Origin of the sequence: Streptomyces sp. H27-H1 (assembly GCF_026627445.1) — a bacterium.
Lineage (GTDB): Bacteria > Actinomycetota > Actinomycetes > Streptomycetales > Streptomycetaceae > Streptomyces.
Genome location: NZ_JAPNLJ010000010.1, coordinates 112,932 through 131,985, shown reverse-complemented (window position 1 = coordinate 131,985; position 19,054 = coordinate 112,932). Strand labels below are relative to the sequence as shown.

15 protein-coding genes are annotated in these 19,054 nt (G+C 72.9%); 10 read left to right on the top strand and 5 right to left on the bottom strand.

Features of this window, described 5'->3' with window-relative positions; genetic code table 11:
* The first annotated feature begins 61 nt into the window (after window positions 1–61).
* The 4 genes from OTB20_RS13715 to OTB20_RS13700 are packed head-to-tail and all read left to right on the top strand — an operon-like array spanning window position 62 to window position 2,434.
* Window positions 62–1,324: a sensor histidine kinase gene (locus OTB20_RS13715; protein WP_267817491.1), complete on the top strand. Its 1,263-nt coding sequence runs from the start codon at window positions 62–64 to the stop codon at window positions 1,322–1,324.
* 5 nt (window positions 1,325–1,329) lie between these two features.
* Complete coding sequence (locus OTB20_RS13710) at window positions 1,330–1,866, top strand: hypothetical protein (protein WP_267817489.1); 537 nt, start codon at window positions 1,330–1,332, stop codon at window positions 1,864–1,866.
* Window positions 1,867–1,892: 26 nt separating this feature from the next.
* Window positions 1,893–2,249: a hypothetical protein gene (locus OTB20_RS13705; protein ID WP_267817487.1), complete on the top strand. Its 357-nt coding sequence runs from the start codon at window positions 1,893–1,895 to the stop codon at window positions 2,247–2,249.
* Window positions 2,204–2,434, top strand: coding sequence for a hypothetical protein (locus OTB20_RS13700; RefSeq protein ID WP_267817485.1), 231 nt, complete (start codon window positions 2,204–2,206; stop codon window positions 2,432–2,434). The genes OTB20_RS13705 and OTB20_RS13700 overlap by 46 nt, the downstream gene beginning before the upstream one ends.
* A gap of 45 nt (window positions 2,435–2,479) precedes the next feature.
* Here the strand turns inward: OTB20_RS13700 and OTB20_RS13695 are convergent, their stop codons facing one another.
* Complete coding sequence (locus tag OTB20_RS13695; protein ID WP_267756481.1) at window positions 2,480–3,004, bottom strand: SUKH-3 domain-containing protein; 525 nt, start codon at window positions 3,002–3,004, stop codon at window positions 2,480–2,482.
* A 5-nt stretch (window positions 3,005–3,009) separates the two neighbouring features.
* Window positions 3,010–3,474, bottom strand: coding sequence for a YwqJ-related putative deaminase (locus OTB20_RS13690; protein WP_267817592.1), 465 nt, complete (start codon window positions 3,472–3,474; stop codon window positions 3,010–3,012).
* Between the two features lie 479 nt (window positions 3,475–3,953).
* Between OTB20_RS13690 and OTB20_RS13685 the strand changes: the two genes are divergently transcribed.
* The 3 genes from OTB20_RS13685 to OTB20_RS13675 all read left to right on the top strand — a co-directional run bounded on the left by OTB20_RS13685 (window position 3,954) and on the right by OTB20_RS13675 (window position 8,519).
* A complete protein-coding gene (locus OTB20_RS13685; protein ID WP_267817483.1) occupies window positions 3,954–5,003 on the top strand; it encodes an SMI1/KNR4 family protein in 1,050 nt (349 codons plus the stop codon).
* A 7-nt stretch (window positions 5,004–5,010) separates the two neighbouring features.
* Window positions 5,011–7,512 (top strand): SUKH-4 family immunity protein, encoded by a 2,502-nt coding sequence (locus tag OTB20_RS13680; protein ID WP_267817481.1) that lies wholly within the window; start codon window positions 5,011–5,013, stop codon window positions 7,510–7,512.
* 134 nt (window positions 7,513–7,646) lie between these two features.
* Window positions 7,647–8,519, top strand: coding sequence for a DivIVA domain-containing protein (locus tag OTB20_RS13675; RefSeq protein ID WP_267817479.1), 873 nt, complete (start codon window positions 7,647–7,649; stop codon window positions 8,517–8,519).
* Window positions 8,520–8,572: 53 nt separating this feature from the next.
* On the opposite strand, the gene OTB20_RS13670 is transcribed toward OTB20_RS13675, so the two are convergent.
* Entirely contained in the window at window positions 8,573–9,397 is an 825-nt protein-coding gene (locus OTB20_RS13670) for a hypothetical protein (protein WP_267817477.1), read from the bottom strand.
* Between the two features lie 100 nt (window positions 9,398–9,497).
* On the bottom strand, window positions 9,498–11,120 hold the full coding sequence (locus OTB20_RS13665; protein WP_267817475.1) for an MFS transporter: 1,623 nt from the start codon (window positions 11,118–11,120) through the stop codon (window positions 9,498–9,500).
* A gap of 331 nt (window positions 11,121–11,451) precedes the next feature.
* Here OTB20_RS13665 and OTB20_RS13660 point away from each other — a divergent pair, with 331 nt between their 5' ends.
* The 3 genes from OTB20_RS13660 to mfd all read left to right on the top strand — a co-directional run bounded on the left by OTB20_RS13660 (window position 11,452) and on the right by mfd (window position 18,656).
* Complete coding sequence (locus tag OTB20_RS13660) at window positions 11,452–12,228, top strand: ABC transporter ATP-binding protein (protein WP_420716385.1); 777 nt, start codon at window positions 11,452–11,454, stop codon at window positions 12,226–12,228.
* The gene (locus OTB20_RS13655) at window positions 12,225–14,798 is read left to right on the top strand and encodes an ABC transporter permease (RefSeq protein WP_267817473.1); all 2,574 of its coding nucleotides are present in this window, start codon (window positions 12,225–12,227) and stop codon (window positions 14,796–14,798) included. Before OTB20_RS13660 ends, OTB20_RS13655 begins: the two co-directional genes overlap by 4 nt.
* Before the next feature lie 321 nt (window positions 14,799–15,119).
* On the top strand, window positions 15,120–18,656 hold the full coding sequence (gene mfd, locus OTB20_RS13650; protein ID WP_267817471.1) for a transcription-repair coupling factor: 3,537 nt from the start codon (window positions 15,120–15,122) through the stop codon (window positions 18,654–18,656).
* A gap of 93 nt (window positions 18,657–18,749) precedes the next feature.
* On the opposite strand, the gene OTB20_RS13645 is transcribed toward mfd, so the two are convergent.
* A complete protein-coding gene (locus OTB20_RS13645; protein ID WP_267817468.1) occupies window positions 18,750–18,923 on the bottom strand; it encodes an Rv0909 family putative TA system antitoxin in 174 nt (57 codons plus the stop codon).
* Window positions 18,924–19,054: the final 131 nt, after the last annotated feature.

Below are 19,054 nucleotides of genomic sequence, written 5' to 3'. Positions count from 1 at the left end.
GAGCCGTTCGGCGGGATTTCCGGTCGCCTGTGGACCGGGGCCGCTGCGTACGCTGGACGGCATGACCAGTACGGGGGAAGAGCAGGGAGAGGCGGGGGCCGGACGGGACGGGCCCCTGTGGTGGGAACGGCGCAGATCGGCCGTGTTGGACGTGGGGCTCGGCGGGGTGTCCGCCGTCGAGTGCGGGGTGGAGGGAGTCACCTTCGCCCATGAGGCCGGGATCCCGGTCTTCTCCGGGGTGCTGTTCGGGCTCGTGATCGGCTCGGTGCTCGTACTGCGGCGGCGCTGGCCGATCGCCGTGGTGCTGGTGGGGATCGCCGTGTCGCCCGCGGCGATGGGGTTCCTGCTGGGGGTGGTCGGGCTCTACACGCTCGCCACCTCCGAGGTGCCCCGGCGGATCACCGCGACGCTGGGTGCGATGTCCCTGGCCGCGACCTTCGTGGTGATGTACATGCGCACCAGCGGGGACGAGGGGGCCAGCCGCACGCTCGTCATCGTGCTGTCCGTGTTCGTGGCGGTGGCGCTGACCGTGCCGCCGATCCTGCTCGGGCTGTACACGGCGGCCCGCAGACGGCTGATGGAGAGCCTGGAGGAGCGGGCGGACTCGCTGGAGCGGGAGCTGTCGCTGCTCGCGGACCGGGCCGAGGAACGGGCCGAGTGGGCCCGTACGGAGGAGCGGACCCGGATCGCCCGGGAGATGCACGACGTCGTGGCACACCGGGTGTCGCTCATGGTGGTGCACGCGGCGGCGCTGCAGGCGATCGCGGTCAAGGACCCCGCCAAGGCCGTGAAGAACGCCGCGCTGGTCGGGGACATGGGGCGGCAGGCGCTGACGGAGCTGCGGGAGATGCTCGGCGTGCTGCGGGCGGAGCCGGCCAAGCCGGCGGCCGTGTCGGCGCCGGTGGCGCTGGTGGCGGGTTTCGAGGACGGCCCGACACTGGGCGAGCTGGAGGCACTGGTCGGGCAGTCGCGGGCGGCCGGGATGGCCGTGGAGCTGGATGTGCGCGGGGAGTACTCGGTGTACGTGGCGGAGGTCGAGCAGACCGCCTACCGGGTGGTGCAGGAGGCGCTGACCAACTGCCACAAGCACGCCGCGGGCGCACGGGTCACCGTACGGCTGGCACACCGGCAGGGTGAGGTGGCCATGCAGGTGGAGAACGGCCCGTGCGACGGCAAGGCGGCCGAGCCGGGGCTGCCGAGCGGCGGGAACGGCCTGCTGGGCATGCGGGAGCGGGTGCTCCGGCTGGGCGGGGTGTTCGTGTGCGGACCGACGGACGCGGGCGGGTTCAAGGTCTCGGCGGTCCTGCCGAGCGAGCGGGGGTAGGGCGCATGGGGTGGGATCCGGCGGCCGAGCTGACGGAGGAGGAGCGGAAATCCTTCCGGACGGGCGGGCACGAAGGGGAGCGGCTCTGGCTGAACGTCCCCGGGCCGTTCTGGACGGGGACGACTGACAACTGCTGGACCGGACGCATGGAAGCCCCGGACAACGTGCTGTACGCGGCGGAGAGTGCGTACTGCGCCGAGTACGTGTTCCGGCAGCCGAAGAATCCCGCGCAGGTGCGGGCGGTGGCCGAGGCCGCCTGGGCCGAAGTCCGCGGGGAGTACGGCTGCGACGGAGACCTGCACTGGACCCCGGCCGAGGTCCGCTCCTGGTGGGCGGGCCGGGGACGGGTCGCCGAGCACCTGGCCGAATCGCTCGCGGACTTCGAGGCCAACGACTACGCGGTGGTGGCCGAGGCGGCCGCAGGTGTGCGGGACTTTCAGGGATATCTGGGAGGTGGCCTCGCCGGCGATCTGCGGGCGTATGTTTTCCGGCTGGAGGAAGGCCGGTATCCGGAGGCCGGGGAGCGGCTGCCGGAGCTGTGAGGCGCGGTGGACAGGGGGAGAGCGGGATGACGGTGGGCTGGGATCCGGTGGTCGAGCTGACGGGCGAGGACCGGAAGCTGTTCCAGGGACGGTGGGAGAAGAGGCTCTGGCTGAACGTGCCGGGCCCCTTCTACACGGCCGAGACGGACACGTGCTGGACCGGGCGGCTGAACGCGCCGGCCAACGTGATGTACGCGGCGAGCAGCGAGGGCAACCTCGAGTACGTCTTCCGGCAGCCCCGGAATCCGGACGAGCTCAGGCAGCTGGTCGACGCCGCCGACGAGGAGCCCTTCCAGGAGTACGCGTACGACGGGGACCTGCGGGGACCCCGGCCGCGGTGCGCCGGTGGTGGGCCGACCGGGCCCGGGTCGCGGAACACCTGACGGCCACGCTGGCGGAGTACGGGGACAGCGTCCACCCGGCCGACCGGGACGCCGCCGTGGGGGCGCGGGAGTTCGGGGCGTACCTGGAGGGCACTCTCGCCGGGGACCTGCGCGCCTACCTGTTCCGGCTGGAGCAGGGCCGCTACCCGGCGGCCGGGGAGCCCCTGCCCGAGCTGGGCGGTTAGGCAGTCCCTTCCGGATCTTGCCGGGCAAGATCCGGACGAGACGACCTAGCCCGTCGTCAGGCGGGTCGGCTGGAGGCCGGTGAGGAGCAGGGTGAGGGCCTCGTCGAGGCTGCCGCCGAGGTACCAGTCGCCGGTGTGGTCCACGCAGTAGACGCGGCCCTCGCGGTCGAGGGCGAGGTGGGCGCCCCCTCCGGCCAGGTGCGTGTCGGCCTCGACGCCGAGCGGGCAGAGCTGCGTGGACAGGGCGCGGCCGAGGTCCGCGAAGGTGCGGGCGAGGTGGAGGCCCGTGAGGGGGTCCAGGCGTATCGCGGTGGGCGCGATCTGGCGGCCGGGGCCCGGGGCGGTGACGGTGAGGTTCCCGAACTCCGCCCACGCTTCGACGGCGGCCGGGAAGACGGTGTGGCGGTGCCCGGCGGGGGTGGTGTGGTCGCGCAGGGCGTCGGCCCAGTACTCGGCCTGCTTGATGTCCCAGCGGCCCGGCTCCCAGCCGGCGGTGCGCAGGGCGGAGTCCACGGCGACGGGGAAGCGGGTGGCCGAGGAGCGGGCGTAGGAAGCGGAGGTCGTCGTCATGGCGGCTACTCGCGGTGGCTGAGGTCGACGGGGCGTACGCCGAAGTGGGCGAGGAGGGCCTCGCAGGAGCGGCAGGGCGGTGCGTAGCTGCCGTGGAGCGGGTCGCCGTCCTCGCGGATGCGGCGGGCGGTGATCTTCGAGTGCTTCAGGGAGCGGCGGGCCTCGCTGGGGGTGAGGGGCTTGCGCGAGGCGCGCTTGCTGCGGGCGCCCTCGACGTTGGCGAGGTGGCGGGAGAGCAGGATCGCCTCCGGACACCGGCCGGTGAATCGTTCGCGCTGGCCGCTCGTGAGGGTGTCGAGGAAATCCTGTACGAGGGCGTGCAGGACGGGCGGCAGGTCCGCCTTCCCGGCGGTGCCGGTGAGGGTCTCGCCGCGTACGGACAGGGCGGCGGCCACGGTGGGCAGGATCCCGTCGCGGCGGAATCGGAGCGTGGGCACGGCGGGGCGGCCGTCACCGCCGCCCCAGCGCAGGCGGGGATCGCCGGGGCCCTGGGCGGGCGGGACTCCGGGATCGGCCGCGGAACCGGCCGCGGATCCGTGCGCCGCGGCCGCGGCGGCGCCGTCGGCCCCGGAACGGGCCTGCGCCGGGACGTCCGCCGGGGCGCCGGTTCCCGTGGGGCCGGCCGGGCCTGCCGTTCCCCGGGCGCCCGTGGATCCCGGAGCTCCCGGGGCTCCTGAGTGGGCGTCGCCCGCTTCTGTACGTGTCGCCGTGTTCTGCATGGTTGGGCTTTCCCTCCCGTGGCCGCGGTGCTGACCGCTGTCGCGCACGCCCCCGTGCTGTGGGGACAGCCTGTCAAATGTCTCCGGACATGTGGAAGCGGGGTCGGATATTCGTATCAATTCGGATCTTCCAGCCCGTCGCACGGGGTCCCCGCAGACGCGCGGGTGACGCCCTTGCCGGAGCACATAGGCTGTGGTGAACCAGCCAGATCCAGCAGGGGGCTACCGCCATGACGACAGGTCGGCTCGGGCATCAGGCCGCGCCACCCAACGCCGCTTATTCGGGGCAGGTCGTGCATTTCCCGGACCCCGTCCGGGCCGCGCGCCATCCCCACGGAGTCCGCATCGAGGAGAACGGGCACCCCGACTTCGCGCTGTACGCGCGCGCGGCGGTCGAGATCGCCGACCCGCCGGAGGGCTTCGGCGTGGACGAGCTGCGCCTGACGGACTGCGTGTCCGCGAACGCGGCCATGCGGGCAACCGGCCACGAACTGTGGGACACGGTCGGCCCGGTGTCGACCCCGCACGGCTGGACCTGGCACCACGTGTCCGGTACGCGCCGGATGGAGCTGGTCCCGGTCGAGGTGAAGGCCCTGCTGAGGCACCACGCCGGTCTGGCGACGGCGGGGGTGGACCACGGCAAGCGCGGGACGAGGCCGTTGCAGGAGGCGCGCCCGGTGCACCTGGGGCTGCCCAAGACGCTGGTCTCGGTGTCCGAGCAGCAGGTCCAGGGCGTCGAGGAGGACCTCGGCTACCGGCTCCCGGAGTCCTACCGCTCCTTCCTGAAGGCGGCGGGCGGCTGCGCGCCGGTGGGCACGGGGCTGGACGTGGAACTGGGACTGCTGGTGGACCAGCCGTTCTTCACGGTGCGCGAGGAGGCGGCGGTCAACGACCTCGTCTACGTCAACAAGTGCCTGCGGGACCATCTGACCAAGGACTACCTGTGCGTGGCCTTCGCGCAGGGCGGGCTCATCGCGGTGAAGGTGCGCGGTGAGGCGGTCGGCTCGGTCTGGTTCTCGCCGTACGACGATGCCCGCGACCAGGACGGCTGGTCGGTGCAGGAACGCGTGGAGCGGCTGCTGCTGCCGTGCGGTACGGATTTCGACGCCTTCCTGGAGCGGCTGGCGGGCAATCCGCCGGAACTGGAAACGGTGGCCGGTCTGATGGTGGACGGCGGATTCGCACGCTCGGTTCCCGTGACGGGTCCGGGTTCGGCCGCGGGTTCGCCCGCGGGTTCGCCCGCGGGCGCCGGTCCGGCGTCCACGCCGGTGGAGGGGTGACGGCGCGATGGTGACGTTTGCGCAGGCGCAGGAGCGCGCCGAGGAGTGGATCAACGGGGACGTACCCGCGTACCAGCACCGCGAGGTGCGCGTACGGGAGTTCGGACTCGGTTTCGTGCTGTGGGCGGAGGACCGCCCGGCCGGCCCGGTGTCCGGAGGCGGCCGGCAGCGGCTGGTCGTCGCGCGGGACAGCGGGGAGGTGACGCTCTGGCCCGGCCTGCCGGTGGGTGAGGTGATCCGCCGCTACGAGGAGGAGTACGGGGCGTCGGCCGCGCAGGCCGAGGCTTCGGTGCCGGTGCCGCGCATCGACTCGGAGCAGACCTCCTTCATGCTGAGTCCGCCCGAGTGGCTGCAGGAGGCGGCGGACCGGGCGGGAATCCCGCCGGCTCCGGTCGCGCCCGCCCCTCCCGCGGCCCCCTCGGCCCCGGTCGGGCAGACCGCTCCGGCCGCTGTCGAGGCGGCCGCCGCGGAGCCGGTGCCGCTGCGCCGCGGGGGAGAGGTCCCCTACGAGCCGACCGCCAACGACGGGGTGCCCGCCGCGGTTCCGGCCGGGGCCACACCGTGGGCCGGGACCGACGTGAACGCCGCGGACTCCGTGTCCGTACCGCTGCCGGCGACGGTGTTCGCGCCGCCGCTGTCCGGGTCGGACCTGGACGACGCCCCGGCGCGGCCGGCGGCGGGCCCGGAGGCGCGCACGACCCTGATGCCCAGGGGCAGCGAACTGCCGAAGACCGCCGTCGTGCCGGCGCTGGACCCCCAGTCGGGGTCGGGGTCGGGGCAGGGGGCGGGGTCCGGACAGGCTGCCGGTTCCGGTTCCGGTTCGGCGTCCGGTCCGGTTTCGGGTCCCGGCTCGGCGTCCGGCGGGGACATCGCCGACGCGCCGACGAGCAAGGCCCGGGTCAACCGGCCCGGAGCACCCGCGCCCCTGACTCCGCCGGGTCCGCCCGGCACGCCGGGCGGCGGCCAGTCGCCCTCGTACGCCGCGACCATGCTGGCGGGCCCCGGCGGTCCGCAGCAGCCCGCGCCGCCGGGTCCGCCCGGAGCCCCGGGGGCTCCCGGTGCGCCCGGCGGCGGGCTGGACCATGCCGCGACCATGCTGGCGGGCCCGGCCGTGACCGGCCGGCCGCCCGGACCTCCCGCTCCGCCAGGGGCTCCCGGTACGCCTGGAGCGTCCGGAGGGCGCGGCGACGCGTACGCCGCCACCATGCTGGCCGGCCCCGGCGCACCCCAGCCGCCCGGCCCGCCCGGCGCTCCGGGAGCCGGGCAGCCGCCCGGGCCGCCCGGTCCCCCCGGTGCGCCCGGCGGTGGCGCGCACCACGCGGCCACGATGCTCGCGGGTCCCGGCGTACCCCAGCCGCCCGGTCCGCCGGGGGCGCCCGGCGCTCCCGGTGCGCCCGGCGGCGGGCTGGACCACGCCGCGACGATGCTTGCCGGTCCGGCCGTGACCGGGCAGCCGCCCGGCCCTCCCGGCCCGCCGGGCCCCGCGCCGCAGGGCCGTGCGGACCGGACGCCGCAGGCGGCCGCTTCCGGCGCGCCCACGGTCGGCCCCGGCTACCAGGCAGTGCTGCGCTACCGGGCTCCCGACGGTTCCGAGCAGCAGCTCATCCGGCGTTCCGCGCCCGGCACCCCGCACCCGGAGTGGCAGATCCTGTACGAGCTGCGGGCCATGAACGTGCCCCCGCAGCAGGTACTGGAGCTGCACACCGAGCTGGCGTCGTGCGAGCTGCCCGGCGGCTACTGCGCGCGCATGATCCGGGAGACCTGGCCGCAGGTCCGGATCACGAGCGTGGCCCCGTACGGGACGGACCACGCCGGCCGGCAGCAGGGCATGCGGCACCTGCTGACCCACCAGGGCGAACTGCACCAGGTGGCGGACGGGCCGGCGCGCCCCGCGCCGGCGCGTGCACCGCTTGCGCAGGTGCCGTTGCAGCCGGCGATCCCGCTGGACGCGATCGCACAGGAGCTGGCGGGGGCCTTCGGGCCGCAGGGAGTGTTCCGCTTCGAGCAGCGCGCGGTGTCCCGGCAGGGTGTGCCGGAGATCGTGGCGCAGACGCTGATGTGGTCGGGTCTGCCGGTGGACTTCGGGCCGTTCTTCTGGGCCCAGGCCGTACCGGGTGCCCCGCTGCCGACGCTGGCCGAGCTGGCGGCGCAGCGGCAGGTGCAGCCGGCCTCGGACGCGGGCTCGTACCTGGTGGTGGGCAGCGACTTCGGCAAGGCGCTGTGCGTGCAGTACGGGACCGCGCACATCGTGGCGGTGCCGGTGGAGAGCGGTCCGGGCGGGGCGCCGGTACCCCCGCAGTTCGTGAACTCCTCGCTGCCGCAGTTCGTACGGTCGCTGGCGATGCTGGGCCACATGTGGCGGCTGCGCCAGCATCTGACGCCGGAGCAGGCGGGCCGCTGGACCGTCGATTTCCAGGCGAATCTGGCGGGACTGGACAGCGCGGCGCTGTCGTCGCCGGAGAACTGGTGGTCGGTACTGCTGGAGCAGATGTGGGACGGGCTCCTCTGACCCCGCACTGATCCTCCGCTGATCCGGATGGCCGGGTCGTGACCCTCGAACGGGGTCTCGGCCCGGCCATTCGGGCTTCTGGGAGCAAATGACGCATCCTTGGCTGGAACCCCCGCGAGAGAGGCGCTTCCAGGATGAGTGCACCCTTTACGACCGTGCGTGGCCGTGGCTACCGGGCGGAAGAGGTGGACCGGTACCTCGCCCGGCTGTCGGGAAGCCGGGACGAGGCCTGGGAGCGGGTGGCCCGGCTGACCGTGCTGGCCAAGCAGATGGAAGCGGACGCGGAACGGCTGCGCGTGGAGGTCTCCGGACTGGCCCCGCAGACGTACGCGGAGCTCGGTGAACGCGCCCGCCGGATTCTGCTGCTGGCCGAGGAGGAGGCCGGGACCCTACGGGGCGACGCGCGGGCGGACGCGCTGGCGACGGCGGGCGCCGCCGAGGCGCACGCCGAGCGGGTGACCGAGCTGGCGCGCGACGACGCGGAGGCGGTGCGCGAGCAGACGGAGGTCCGGGCCCGCCAGGGGCTGCTGCGGGCGGGCCGCGAGGCGGACGACGCACGGGCGGAGGCGCGGGACGACGCGTCGGCGTGGCGGGCGGAGGCGCAGGCGGCGCTGGCGGACACGGGCCGCCGGGCGGACGCGCTGCTCGCGGAGCGCGAGCAGGAACACGTGGAGCGCTGGGACGCGGCGGAGCGGGAGCGGGCGGCGCGGGAGGCCGAACTGGAGTCCCGGCACGCCGAGCTGGAGCGGTACGCGCAGTCCCGGCTGGCGGAGGCGAAGCGGGAGTTCGCGCAGTCCCAGGAGGCGGCGCGGCACGGCCAGGAGGACGCGGAGGCGAAGGCGGCGGAGCTGATCGCGGAGGCGAGGGTCCGGGAGGAGCGGGCCGGGCGGGAGACGGAGCGGATCCTGCGGGAGCACGGGGAGTCCCAGGACGAGATGCGAGCCCACATGAACCACGTCCGCTCCAGCCTGGCCGCCCTGACGGGCCGAGCCCCGGCAGAGGGCTGAGCCCCCCCCGGCTGCCACCGGGAGGTGCCCCCGGACAGCGCCCGCGCAGCGGGTCAGCCGGCGACGGGGTCGGGGCGGGGAGCGTAGGCCGCCGGGTCGCTGCGGAGCCCACGCACGCTGACGACCACCGAGAAGGCCGGCGGCGCCTCAGGGGGAAGGGGGGCCGACAGGACCCCCGCCGGGGAGACGGCGGTCGGCAGGACGGTGCCGTCCACCTCGATCCGGGGGGCGTCCCCGAAGCCGCCGCCCTCGACGCTCAGCAATCCGTCCGTCACCGACACCTGCGTGATCACCGGATTGCCCCGCAGCGCCGCCTTGTTCAGGAGGTACGCCCCGGCCGGCGCCGCGGTCAGCACCCACATCTCGTCCGGGAGCTTCGGCAGCCCGCCGCCCACATCGGTCAGGAAGAACCCCAGCACGTAGAGCATCGTGACCGCGCTCAGCGCGACGTACTGCAGGTCGACCAGGTCGGTCCGCCCGCCGTCGTTCGAGATCAGGTCGTGCAGCGGGCGCGGCTTGGTGCCCTTCGGTGCCGGTTTGGCCATGGAGCCCCGCTCCACCCGCGTGCCGACCACCGCCTTCGCCGCGATGAGGGCGGTGTACGGGCCTCCGAGCAGCGGGAGGTACACGGTGGTCAGTGCGGACAGGGGCCCGTCGGGGCCCTGGAACCAGTCGACGCCGCCGCCCGCGGTGAGCCCGTAGCCGAGGGTCGCCACGAGCAGCCAGACCAGGACCACCGTCCAGGCCAGGGCGAGCGTGGTCGAGGTGGAGAGGCGTCCGTCGCGGCCGGTGACGAAGCCGGGGTGCTGCAGGATGCGTAGGACGATCGGGCCCGCCAGGGCGGCCAGTAAGGCGAGTGCGAAGAGCGCGGACGTCATGTGGTGTGGTCCCCCCGGGAGTTGTCTCCGCAGAGAGTTACCGCCTCGGCCCGAGCATGACAAGCCGAGGGGTTCGGGGCCGGCCACCCGCCGGCGGCCCTCACCCCTCCCGCTGCTCCGGCAGCACCGGGAACCGTCGCGGCGCCACCAGCAGCAGCACCAGCGCCGACGCGGCCGCCGCCAGTGTCGCGCCGAGGAAGACGTGGTCCCCGGCGACGGCCACCGCCCGGCGCAGGTACGCGGCGGCGTCCGGGGGGAGGAGGCCCGGGTGGGTCAGGGCCTTGGACACGTCGTCCAGGTTCGAGGGGAGCCCGGATACGGGGGCGTCCGCCAGCCGGCCGGCGATGGTGGCGTTGGCGACGGCCCCCAGCAGCGCCGCGCCCACGCTCTGCCCGACGTTGCGGCAGAACAGCACCGAGGCCGTCGTGGTGCCGCGCTCCTCCCAGCCCACCGTGGACTGGACGCCGACGATCAGCGGGAGCTGGAAGAGGCCGAGGGCCCCGCCCAGCAGCAGCATGATCAGTACGGGCTGCCAGACCGGGGCGGGGTAGGGGAGCAGGGTGAAGGAGCCGAGGATGAGGGTGGCCAGCCCGACCCCGGTGGCGGCGGTGTTGCGGAAGCCGATGCGCCGGTAGACGTGCTGGGCGAGAGCGGCGCTGATGGGCCAGCTCAGGGTCATCGCGGAGGTGACCAGGCCGGCGCCGGTGGGGCCGAGGCCCAGTACGGCCTGGGCGTACGTCGGCATGAACACCATCGGGGCGACCATCAGCAGGCCGAGCCCGGCCATGGCGAGGTTGACGGCGGCGATGGTGCGCCGGCGCCACACCCAGCCGGGCAGGATGGGCTGCGCGGCCCGGCGTTCGATCCAGACGACGAGCACGCCCAGTACGGCGGCGGCTGCGAGCAGCCCCAGCGAGGGCGTGGACAGCCAGGGCCAGGCGACCCCGCCCTGTACCAGCGCGAAGAGCAGCAGCCCTCCGCAGGCGAAGACGGCGAGGGCTCCCGCCCAGTCGACGGGGCCCGTACGGCCGGGGGCCCGGGTGGGCTCGACCAGGTGGCGGCTGATGATCCACAGGGCGGCGGCGGCCACCGGCAGGTTGAGCAGGAAGATCCAGCGCCAGTCGGTGTACGTGGCGATCAGCCCGCCGAGCGCCGGGCCGGTCAGCGCCGAGGTGGCCCAGACCGTGGACATCCGGGCCTGGATGCGCGGGCGTTCCCTGAGCGGGTAGAGATCGGCGGCCAGGGTCTGGACGGTGCCCTGCAGAGCGCCGCCGCCCAGGCCCTGGAGGATCCGGAAGGCGATGAGGGCGGCCATGTTCCAGGCGGTCGCGCAGAGCAGCGAGCCGAGCAGGAAGAGGCTGATGCCGAGGAGCAGGACGGGCTTGCGGCCGTAGGTGTCGGAGAGCTTGCCGTAGACGGGCAGGGTGACCGTCGCGGCCAGGATGTAGCCCGAGAAGAGCCAGGAGAAGACGGAGAAGCCGCCGAGGTCGCCGACGATCTGCGGGACGGCGGTCGCGACGACGACGCTGTCGAGGGCGACGAGGCCCATGGTCAGCATCAGGGCGGCGACGACGGCCTTACGGGGCCGCCCGGGCGGGGCGGCCGCCGGCTTGTCCGTACCCGCCGTGGCGGAGGCCGGGCCTCCGGGTCCGGCCGGGCCTCCGGGGGGTATGCCTCCGGCGCTGCCGTCGGTACTCGCGCCCGTGCTCTCCCCTGAGCCCATGAAAAACCCTTCCCCCGTGCGTACCTGCGCAGACACCCTCTCACTGCGGCGTCGCGGGGTGGTATCCCCCAGGGCGCCTCGTCCCAACGGGCGAGAACCCCTAGGGGTTCGTCCTCACAAGGGTCCAGGGACGCTTCGTCCCAGGGGAGGAGGAGGAACGGCCGCGGAAGTCTTTAACTGGTTTCTACAGGGCGGGAGTCCGGGGGTAGGGCTAGCACCCCTACGGATACGGCGATTGGCACCAGCGCGCCGTAGACCCCCCGGCAGCAGACTTTCGAAACGAACCGACGACCGTAGGCATCAAGCGAGGGGAAGCACCGTGACAACGGCTATGACCGAAACCAGGCACGGGGGTACTGGAGGGCATGAGGCCGTCGCGGCACGGGCGCGGAAGGTCGTCAAGGCCTACGGCTCCGGCGAGACGCGGGTCGTCGCCCTCGACTCGGTGGACGTGGACATCCAGCGCGGCCAGTTCACCGCGATCATGGGTCCCTCGGGCTCCGGCAAGTCCACACTGATGCACTGCCTGGCCGGCCTGGACACGGTCACGAGCGGCCAGATCCACCTGGACGACACCGAGATCACCGGTCTGAAGGACAAGAAGCTCACGCAGCTGCGCCGCGACCGGATCGGCTTCATCTTCCAGGCCTTCAACCTGCTTCCGACGCTCAACGCCCTGGAGAACATCACGCTCCCCATGGACATCGCGGGCCGCAAGCCCGACGCGGAGTGGCTGAACCGGGTCGTGGAGACCGTGGGCCTGGCGGGCCGCCTCAAGCACCGTCCGACCGAGCTCTCCGGCGGCCAGCAGCAGCGCGTGGCGGTCGCCCGCGCCCTGGCCTCCCGGCCCCAGATCATCTTCGGCGACGAGCCCACCGGAAACCTCGACTCCCGGGCCGGCGCGGAAGTGCTCGGCTTCCTGCGCCGCTCGGTCAACGAACTGGGCCAGACCATCGTCATGGTCACCCACGACCCGGTCGCCGCCTCCTACGCCGACCGCGTCATCTTCCTCGCCGACGGCCGGATCGTGGACGAGATGCACAGGCCCACCGCCGACCAGGTCCTGGACCGCATGAAGGACTTCGACGCCCGTGGGCGGACCTCATGACCGTCATGAAGACCGCGCGGCGAAACTTCTTCGCGCACAAGGGACGGATGGCGCTCTCCGCCGTTGCCGTCATGCTCTCCGTCGCCTTCGTCTGCGGCACCCTGGTGTTCACGGACACCATGAACACCACCTTCGACAAGCTGTTCGCGGTCACCAACTCCAATGTCACGGTCACCCCGAAGGAGGCCGAGAACAGCGGGGACACCCCCGACACCGGCAAGCCCCAGGCGCTGGCCGGCTCGCTCGTCGAGCAGGTGAAGAAGGCCGAGGGAGTGAAGTCCGCCGAGGGCGGGGTCTCCTCGATGGCGGTCACCGTCGTCAACTCCAAGAACGAGAACCTCGGCTCGACCACGGGAGCCCCGACCTTCGCGGGCAACTGGACCGAGAACGAACTGAAATCGATGAAGATCATCGAGGGGCAGGCCCCGCGCGGCCCCACCGACGTGATGATCGACAGCGACACCGCGAAGAAGCACCACCTCGGACTCGGTGACGACATCCGCACCATCGCCGTCACCGGCGACGTCCGCTCCAAGATCACCGGAATCGCCGCCTTCACCGTCACCAACCCGGGTGCCACCGTCGTCTACTTCGACACCGCCACCGCGCAGCGGAAGCTGCTCGGCGCCCCGGACGCCTTCACGCACGTCAACGTCACCGCCAAGGCCGGTGTGAGCGACGCCCAGCTCAAGCAGAATGTCGCCGCCGCCGTCGGCGCCGACACCTACAAGCTGCAGACCGCCAAGGAAGCCGCGGACGACAACCGCAAGAACATGGACTTCCTCGACATCATGAAGTGGGTGATGCTCGGCTTCGCCGCGATCGCCTTCCTCGTCGGGATCTTCCTGATCTTCAACACCTTCTCGATGCTGGTCGCCCAGCGCACCCGTGAGATCGGCCTGATGCGGGCCATCGGCGCCGACAGCGGCCAGGTGCTCAAGTCCGTGGTCATCGAGGCGCTGCTGCTCGGTGTGGTCGGCTCGCTCCTCGGTGTCGCCGCGGGCATCGGCCTGGCGGTGGGGCTGATGCAGCTCATGAGCCAGCTGGGCATGAGCCTGTCCACCGAGGACCTGACGATCGCCTGGACCACCCCGGTCGTCGGCATCGTGCTCGGCGTCGTCGTCACCGTCGTCTCCGCCTTCATACCGGCCCGCCGGGCCGGCAAGGTCTCCCCGATGGCGGCCCTGCGCGAGTCCGGCACCCCCGGCGACAAGAAGGCGGGCCGGATCCGGGCCGCCGTCGGCCTGAGCCTCACCGCCATCGGCGCCGCGGCCCTGTACCTCGCCGGTACCGCCGACGCCGCCGGCACCGGAGCCCAGTGGCTGGGCCTGGGCGTCCTGTTCACCCTCATAGGCTTCATCGTGATCGGCCCGCTCCTCGCCGGTGTCGTGGTCCGGGCCCTGGCCGCCCCGGTACTGCGGCCCTTCGGTTCCGTAGGCCGGCTCGCCGAGCGCAACGCGCTGCGCAACCCGCGCCGCACCGGCGCCACCGCGGCCGCGCTGATGATCGGCTTGGCCCTGGTCGCCTGCCTGTCGGTGGTCGGCTCCTCGATGGTGGCCTCGGCCACCGACGAGCTCGACAAGACGGTCGGCGCGGACTACATCGTCCAGTCCATGACCGGTCAGCCGGTCGTACCGCAGGCCGAGGAGGCACTGCGCAAGAACGGGGGCCTGGCGCACGTCACGGCCTACCGCGAGGTGGACGCCAAGATCACCGCTCCCGACGGCACCACCGAACTCGACGCGATCGGGGCCCAGGACCCCACCTACGCCAAGGACGTCCGCCGCAAGATGGTCGCGGGGGAGCACGCGGCGGCGTACGCTCCGGGCTCGATGTCGGTGGGCTCCGAGTACGCCACGAAGCACCAGGTGAAGCTCGGCGACGAGCTGACGGTCGCCTTCACCGGCGGCAAGACCGTCAAGCTCGAGGTCGCGGGGATCACCAGCGACGACTCGAACCTCGACAAGGGCATGAAGTACATCAGCACCGCAGTCGCCGAGGCCAACGTGCCGGCCGACAAGCTGCCGAGGCCCTTCATGCTGCTGGCCACCGCGAAGGACGGCCAGGACGACGCCGCGTACAAGGCGGTCAAGGCGGACCTGGCCGAGTACCCGCAGTACCAGGTGCTCAACCAGACGGACTACAAGCAGGCCCTGAAGGACCAGGTCGGCCAGCTGCTGAACGTGGTCTACGCACTCCTCGCCCTCGCGATCATCGTCGCGGTCCTGGGCGTGGTGAACACCCTGGCCCTCTCGGTGGTCGAGCGGACCCGCGAGATCGGCCTGATGCGCGCCATCGGCCTCTCCCGCCGCCAGCTGCGCCGCATGATCCGCCTGGAGTCGGTGGTCATCGCCCTCTTCGGCGCCCTGCTGGGCCTCGGGCTCGGCATGGGCTGGGGCGCCACCGCCCACCAGCTCCTCGCACTGCAGGGCATGAAGATCCTCGAGATCCCGTGGCCGACGATCCTCGGAGTCTTCGCCGGCTCCGCCCTGGTCGGCCTGCTGGCCGCGCTGGTCCCGGCCTTCCGGGCGGGCCGGATGAACGTCCTGAACGCGATCGCCAGCGAGTAGCCGGTCGGTCGTACGGGGGAACGCCCCGGCCCCGGTCCACCCCTTCGGGCGGACCGGGGCCGGTCGGCGTGGGCCGGGCGGGGGCCGTGGCCGCCCGGCCCCGGCGGCGGGGCGGCCCTGCCCAGAGCCCCGGCGCCCCACCCGGGCGCCCGGTCCCGCGCCGGCGGCGGGCCCCCGCCATCCGCGGCGGCGCCGATCCCTCGCGCGGGTGTCACCCCGGCGTCGTAGGGTGGGAGCCCCCGGCCCGTTCGACGTGTCGGGTCCTTCGCGTTGCCGCCTCGCGGGAACCCACCGCACCTCACCGGACGGAAAGCCGCCTTCATGAGCTTGCACGGACTGCTCGACGCCGTCACCCGGGACCCCGCACTCGCCGAGGCGGTCACCGCGGCCGGCGACGGCAACCGCATGCACGTGGACCTCGTCGGCCCGGCCGCCGCGCGGCCCTTCGCCATCGCCGCGCTGGCCGCCCGTACCGACCGGACCGTGCTCGCGGTCACCGCCACCGGCCGGGAGGCCGAGGACCTGGCCGCCGCGCTGCGCTCGCTGCTGCCGCCCGACGAGGTCGCGGAGTACCCGTCCTGGGAGACGCTCCCGCACGAGCGGCTCTCACCGCGCAGCGACACCGTCGGCCGCCGTATCGCCGTGCTCCGCCGGCTCGCGCACCCGAGCAAGGACGACCCCGCGACGGGCCCGGTGTCCGTGGTCGTCGCGCCGATCCGCTCCGTGCTCCAGCCGCAGGTCAAGGGCCTCGGAGACCTGGTCCCGGTGAGCCTGCGCCAGGGCGAGAGCGTGGACCTCGGCGCGGTGACGCACGCACTGGCCGCCGCCGCGTACGCCCGCGTGGAGCTCGTCGAGAAGCGTGGCGAGTTCGCGGTGCGCGGCGGCATCCTCGACGTGTTCCCGCCCACCGAGGAACACCCGCTGCGCGTGGAGTTCTGGGGCGACGAGGTCGAGGAGATCCGCTACTTCAAGGTCGCCGACCAGCGCTCCCTGGAGATCGCCGCGCACGGGCTGTGGGCCCCGCCCTGCCGGGAACTGCTGCTCACCGACGAGGTGCGGGAGCGCGCCGCGGCCCTCGCCGAGCTCCACCCCGAACTCGGCGAGCTGCTGCACAAGCTCGCCGAGGGGATCGCCGTCGAGGGCATGGAGTCCCTGGCCCCGGTCCTGGTCGACGACATGGAGCTGCTGATCGACGTACTGCCCGCCGGGGCCATGGCCGTCGTGTGCGACCCGGAGCGGGTGCGGACGCGGGCCTCGGACCTGGTGGCGACCTCGCAGGAGTTCCTGATGGCCTCCTGGGCCGCCACCGCGGGCGGCGGCGAGGCCCCCATCGACGTGGGCGCGGCCTCGCTCCGCGGGATCGCCGACGTACGGGAGCACGCGCGCGAGCTCGGCATGATGTGGTGGTCGGTGTCCCCGTTCGCCGCCGACGAGGACGCCGCGGTCGGCAGGGACACCCTCACCCTGGGCATGCACGCCCCCGAGGCCTACCGGGGCGACACCGCCCGGGCGATCGCCGACACCAAGGCCTGGATCGCCGACGGGTGGCGCACCGTCTACCTGACCGAGGGCCACGGTCCGGCCGCCCGTACCGTCGAGGTGCTCGGCGGCGAGGGCGTCGCGGCCCGCCTGGAGGCCGATGTCACGGCCCTGGAACCCTCGCTGGTGCACGTCTCGTGCGGCTCCCTCGACAACGGCTTCGTCGACCCGGCGCTCAAGCTCGCCGTCCTCACCGAGACCGACCTGACCGGCCAGCGCACCGCCACCAAGGACCTCGGGCGGATGCCGACCCGGCGCCGCAAGACGATCGACCCCCTCACCCTGGGAGTCGGCGACTACATCGTCCACGAGCAGCACGGCGTCGGCCGCTACATCGAGATGGTGCAGCGCACCGTGCAGGGCGCCACCCGCGAGTACCTGCTCGTCGAGTACGCGCCGGCCAAGCGCGGGCAGCCCGGCGACCGCCTCTACATCCCCACCGACCAGCTCGAGCAGGTCACCAAGTACGTCGGCGGCGAGTCCCCGACCCTGCACCGGCTCGGCGGCGCCGACTGGACCAAGACCAAGGCGCGCGCGAAGAAGGCGGTCAAGGAGATCGCCGCCGACCTGATCAAGCTCTACAGCGCCCGCATGGCCGCCCCCGGCCACACCTTCGGCCCCGACACCCCCTGGCAGCGCGAGCTGGAGGACGCCTTCCCGTACGTGGAGACGCCCGACCAGCTCACCACCATCGCCGAGGTCAAGGAGGACATGGAGAAGTCGGTCCCCATGGACCGCCTGATCTGCGGGGACGTCGGCTACGGAAAGACCGAGATCGCGGTCCGCGCGGCCTTCAAGGCGGTCCAGGACGGCAAGCAGGTCGCCGTCCTCGTACCGACCACGCTGCTGGTGCAGCAGCACTTCGGGACCTTCTCCGAGCGGTACGCGCAGTTCCCGGTCAAGGTGAAGGCGCTGTCCCGGTTCCAGAGCGAGAGCGAGTCGAAGGTGACCCTGGAGGGCCTGCGCGAGGGCTCCGTCGACATCGTCATCGGCACGCACCGGCTGTTCTCGCAGGAGACCAAGTTCAAGGACCTGGGCCTGGTCATCGTCGACGAGGAGCAGCGGTTCGGCGTCGAGCACAAGGAGCAGCTGAAGAAGCTGCGCGCCAACGTCGACGTACTGACGATGTCCGCCACCCCCATCCCGCGCACCCTGGAGATGGCGGTGACCGGCATTCGCGAGATGTCCACGATCACCACCCCGCCCGAGGAGCGCCACCCGGTCCTCACCTTCGTCGGCCCCTACGAGGAGAAGCAGATCGGCGCCGCGATCCGCCGAGAGCTGCTCCGCGAGGGCCAGTGCTTCTACATCCACAACCGCGTCGAGTCCATCGACCGGGCCGCCGCCAAACTCCGCGAGATCGTGCCCGAGGCGCGCATCGCGACGGCGCACGGGCAGATGTCGGAACAGGCCCTGGAACAGGTCGTGGTGGACTTCTGGGAGAAGAAGTTCGACGTCCTCGTCTCGACGACGATCGTCGAATCCGGCATCGACATCTCCAACGCCAACACCCTCATCGTCGAGCGCGGCGACAACTTCGGCCTCTCCCAGCTCCACCAGCTGCGCGGCCGGGTGGGCCGTGGCCGCGAGCGGGGGTACGCGTACTTCCTCTACCCGCCGGAGAAGCCGCTGACCGAGACCGCGCACGAGCGGCTCGCGACGATCGCCCAGCACACCGAGATGGGCGCCGGCATGTACGTGGCGATGAAGGACCTGGAGATCCGCGGCGCCGGCAACCTGCTCGGCGGCGAGCAGTCCGGCCACATCGCGGGTGTGGGCTTCGACCTCTACATCCGGATGGTCGGCGAGGCCGTGGCCGACTACCGGGCCGCTGTGGACGGCGGGGTGGAGGAGGAGCCGCCGCTGGAGGTCAAGATCGAGCTGCCGGTCGACGCGCACGTCCCGCACGACTACGTGCCGGGCGAGCGGCTCCGCCTCCAGGCGTACAGGTCCATCGCGTCGGCCAACTCCGAGGAGGACGTCAAGGCGGTCCGCGAGGAGCTCACCGACCGCTACGGCAAGCTGCCGGAGCCGGTGGAGAACCTGCTGCTGGTGGCCGGACTGCGGATGCTCGCGCGCGCCTGTGGGGTCGGCGACATCACCCTCCAGGGCCCCAACATCCGCTTCGGGCCGGTGGAGTTGCGCGAATCGCAGGAACTGCGGCTGAAGCGGCTCTACCCGGGTTCGCTGATCAAGTCGGCCGCTTCGCAGGTGCTGGTGCCGCGGCCGAAGACGGCCCGGGTGGGCGGGAAGCCGCTGGTCGGGCGGGAACTGCTGGGTTGGACCGGGGAGTTCCTCGCCACGATCCTCGGCTCGTAGGCGGGTAGCCCGGCACTCGTACCCGGACGTGGCGACGGCCGCGGTGGGGGCCTTCCCGGTCCCCGGCCGCGGCCGTTCGCGTTCCCGCTGGGGCTACTTCGTCGGGTCGTCGTCGATGCCGAGCCTGCCTTCCATCTGCTGCTGGGCCTTGTCGATCCGGTCGGCGTACTTGTTGCCGGTCTTCTCGTTGGCCTCGGCTTCGACGTTGTCGGAGATGTCCTTGGCCTTGTCCTTGGCCTGACCCTTGAACCTGTCAAAGATCCCCATGCTCGGGCTCCTTCCGTAATCCCTTTTGCGACGCTACGCGGCTTTGGGTCGATTCGCTCGCCGGAGTGTTGGAACGTCCCGTAAAGCCTGCCGGTCTCCGGTTCGCTGTCCGTGACGGCGGCCGACAAGAG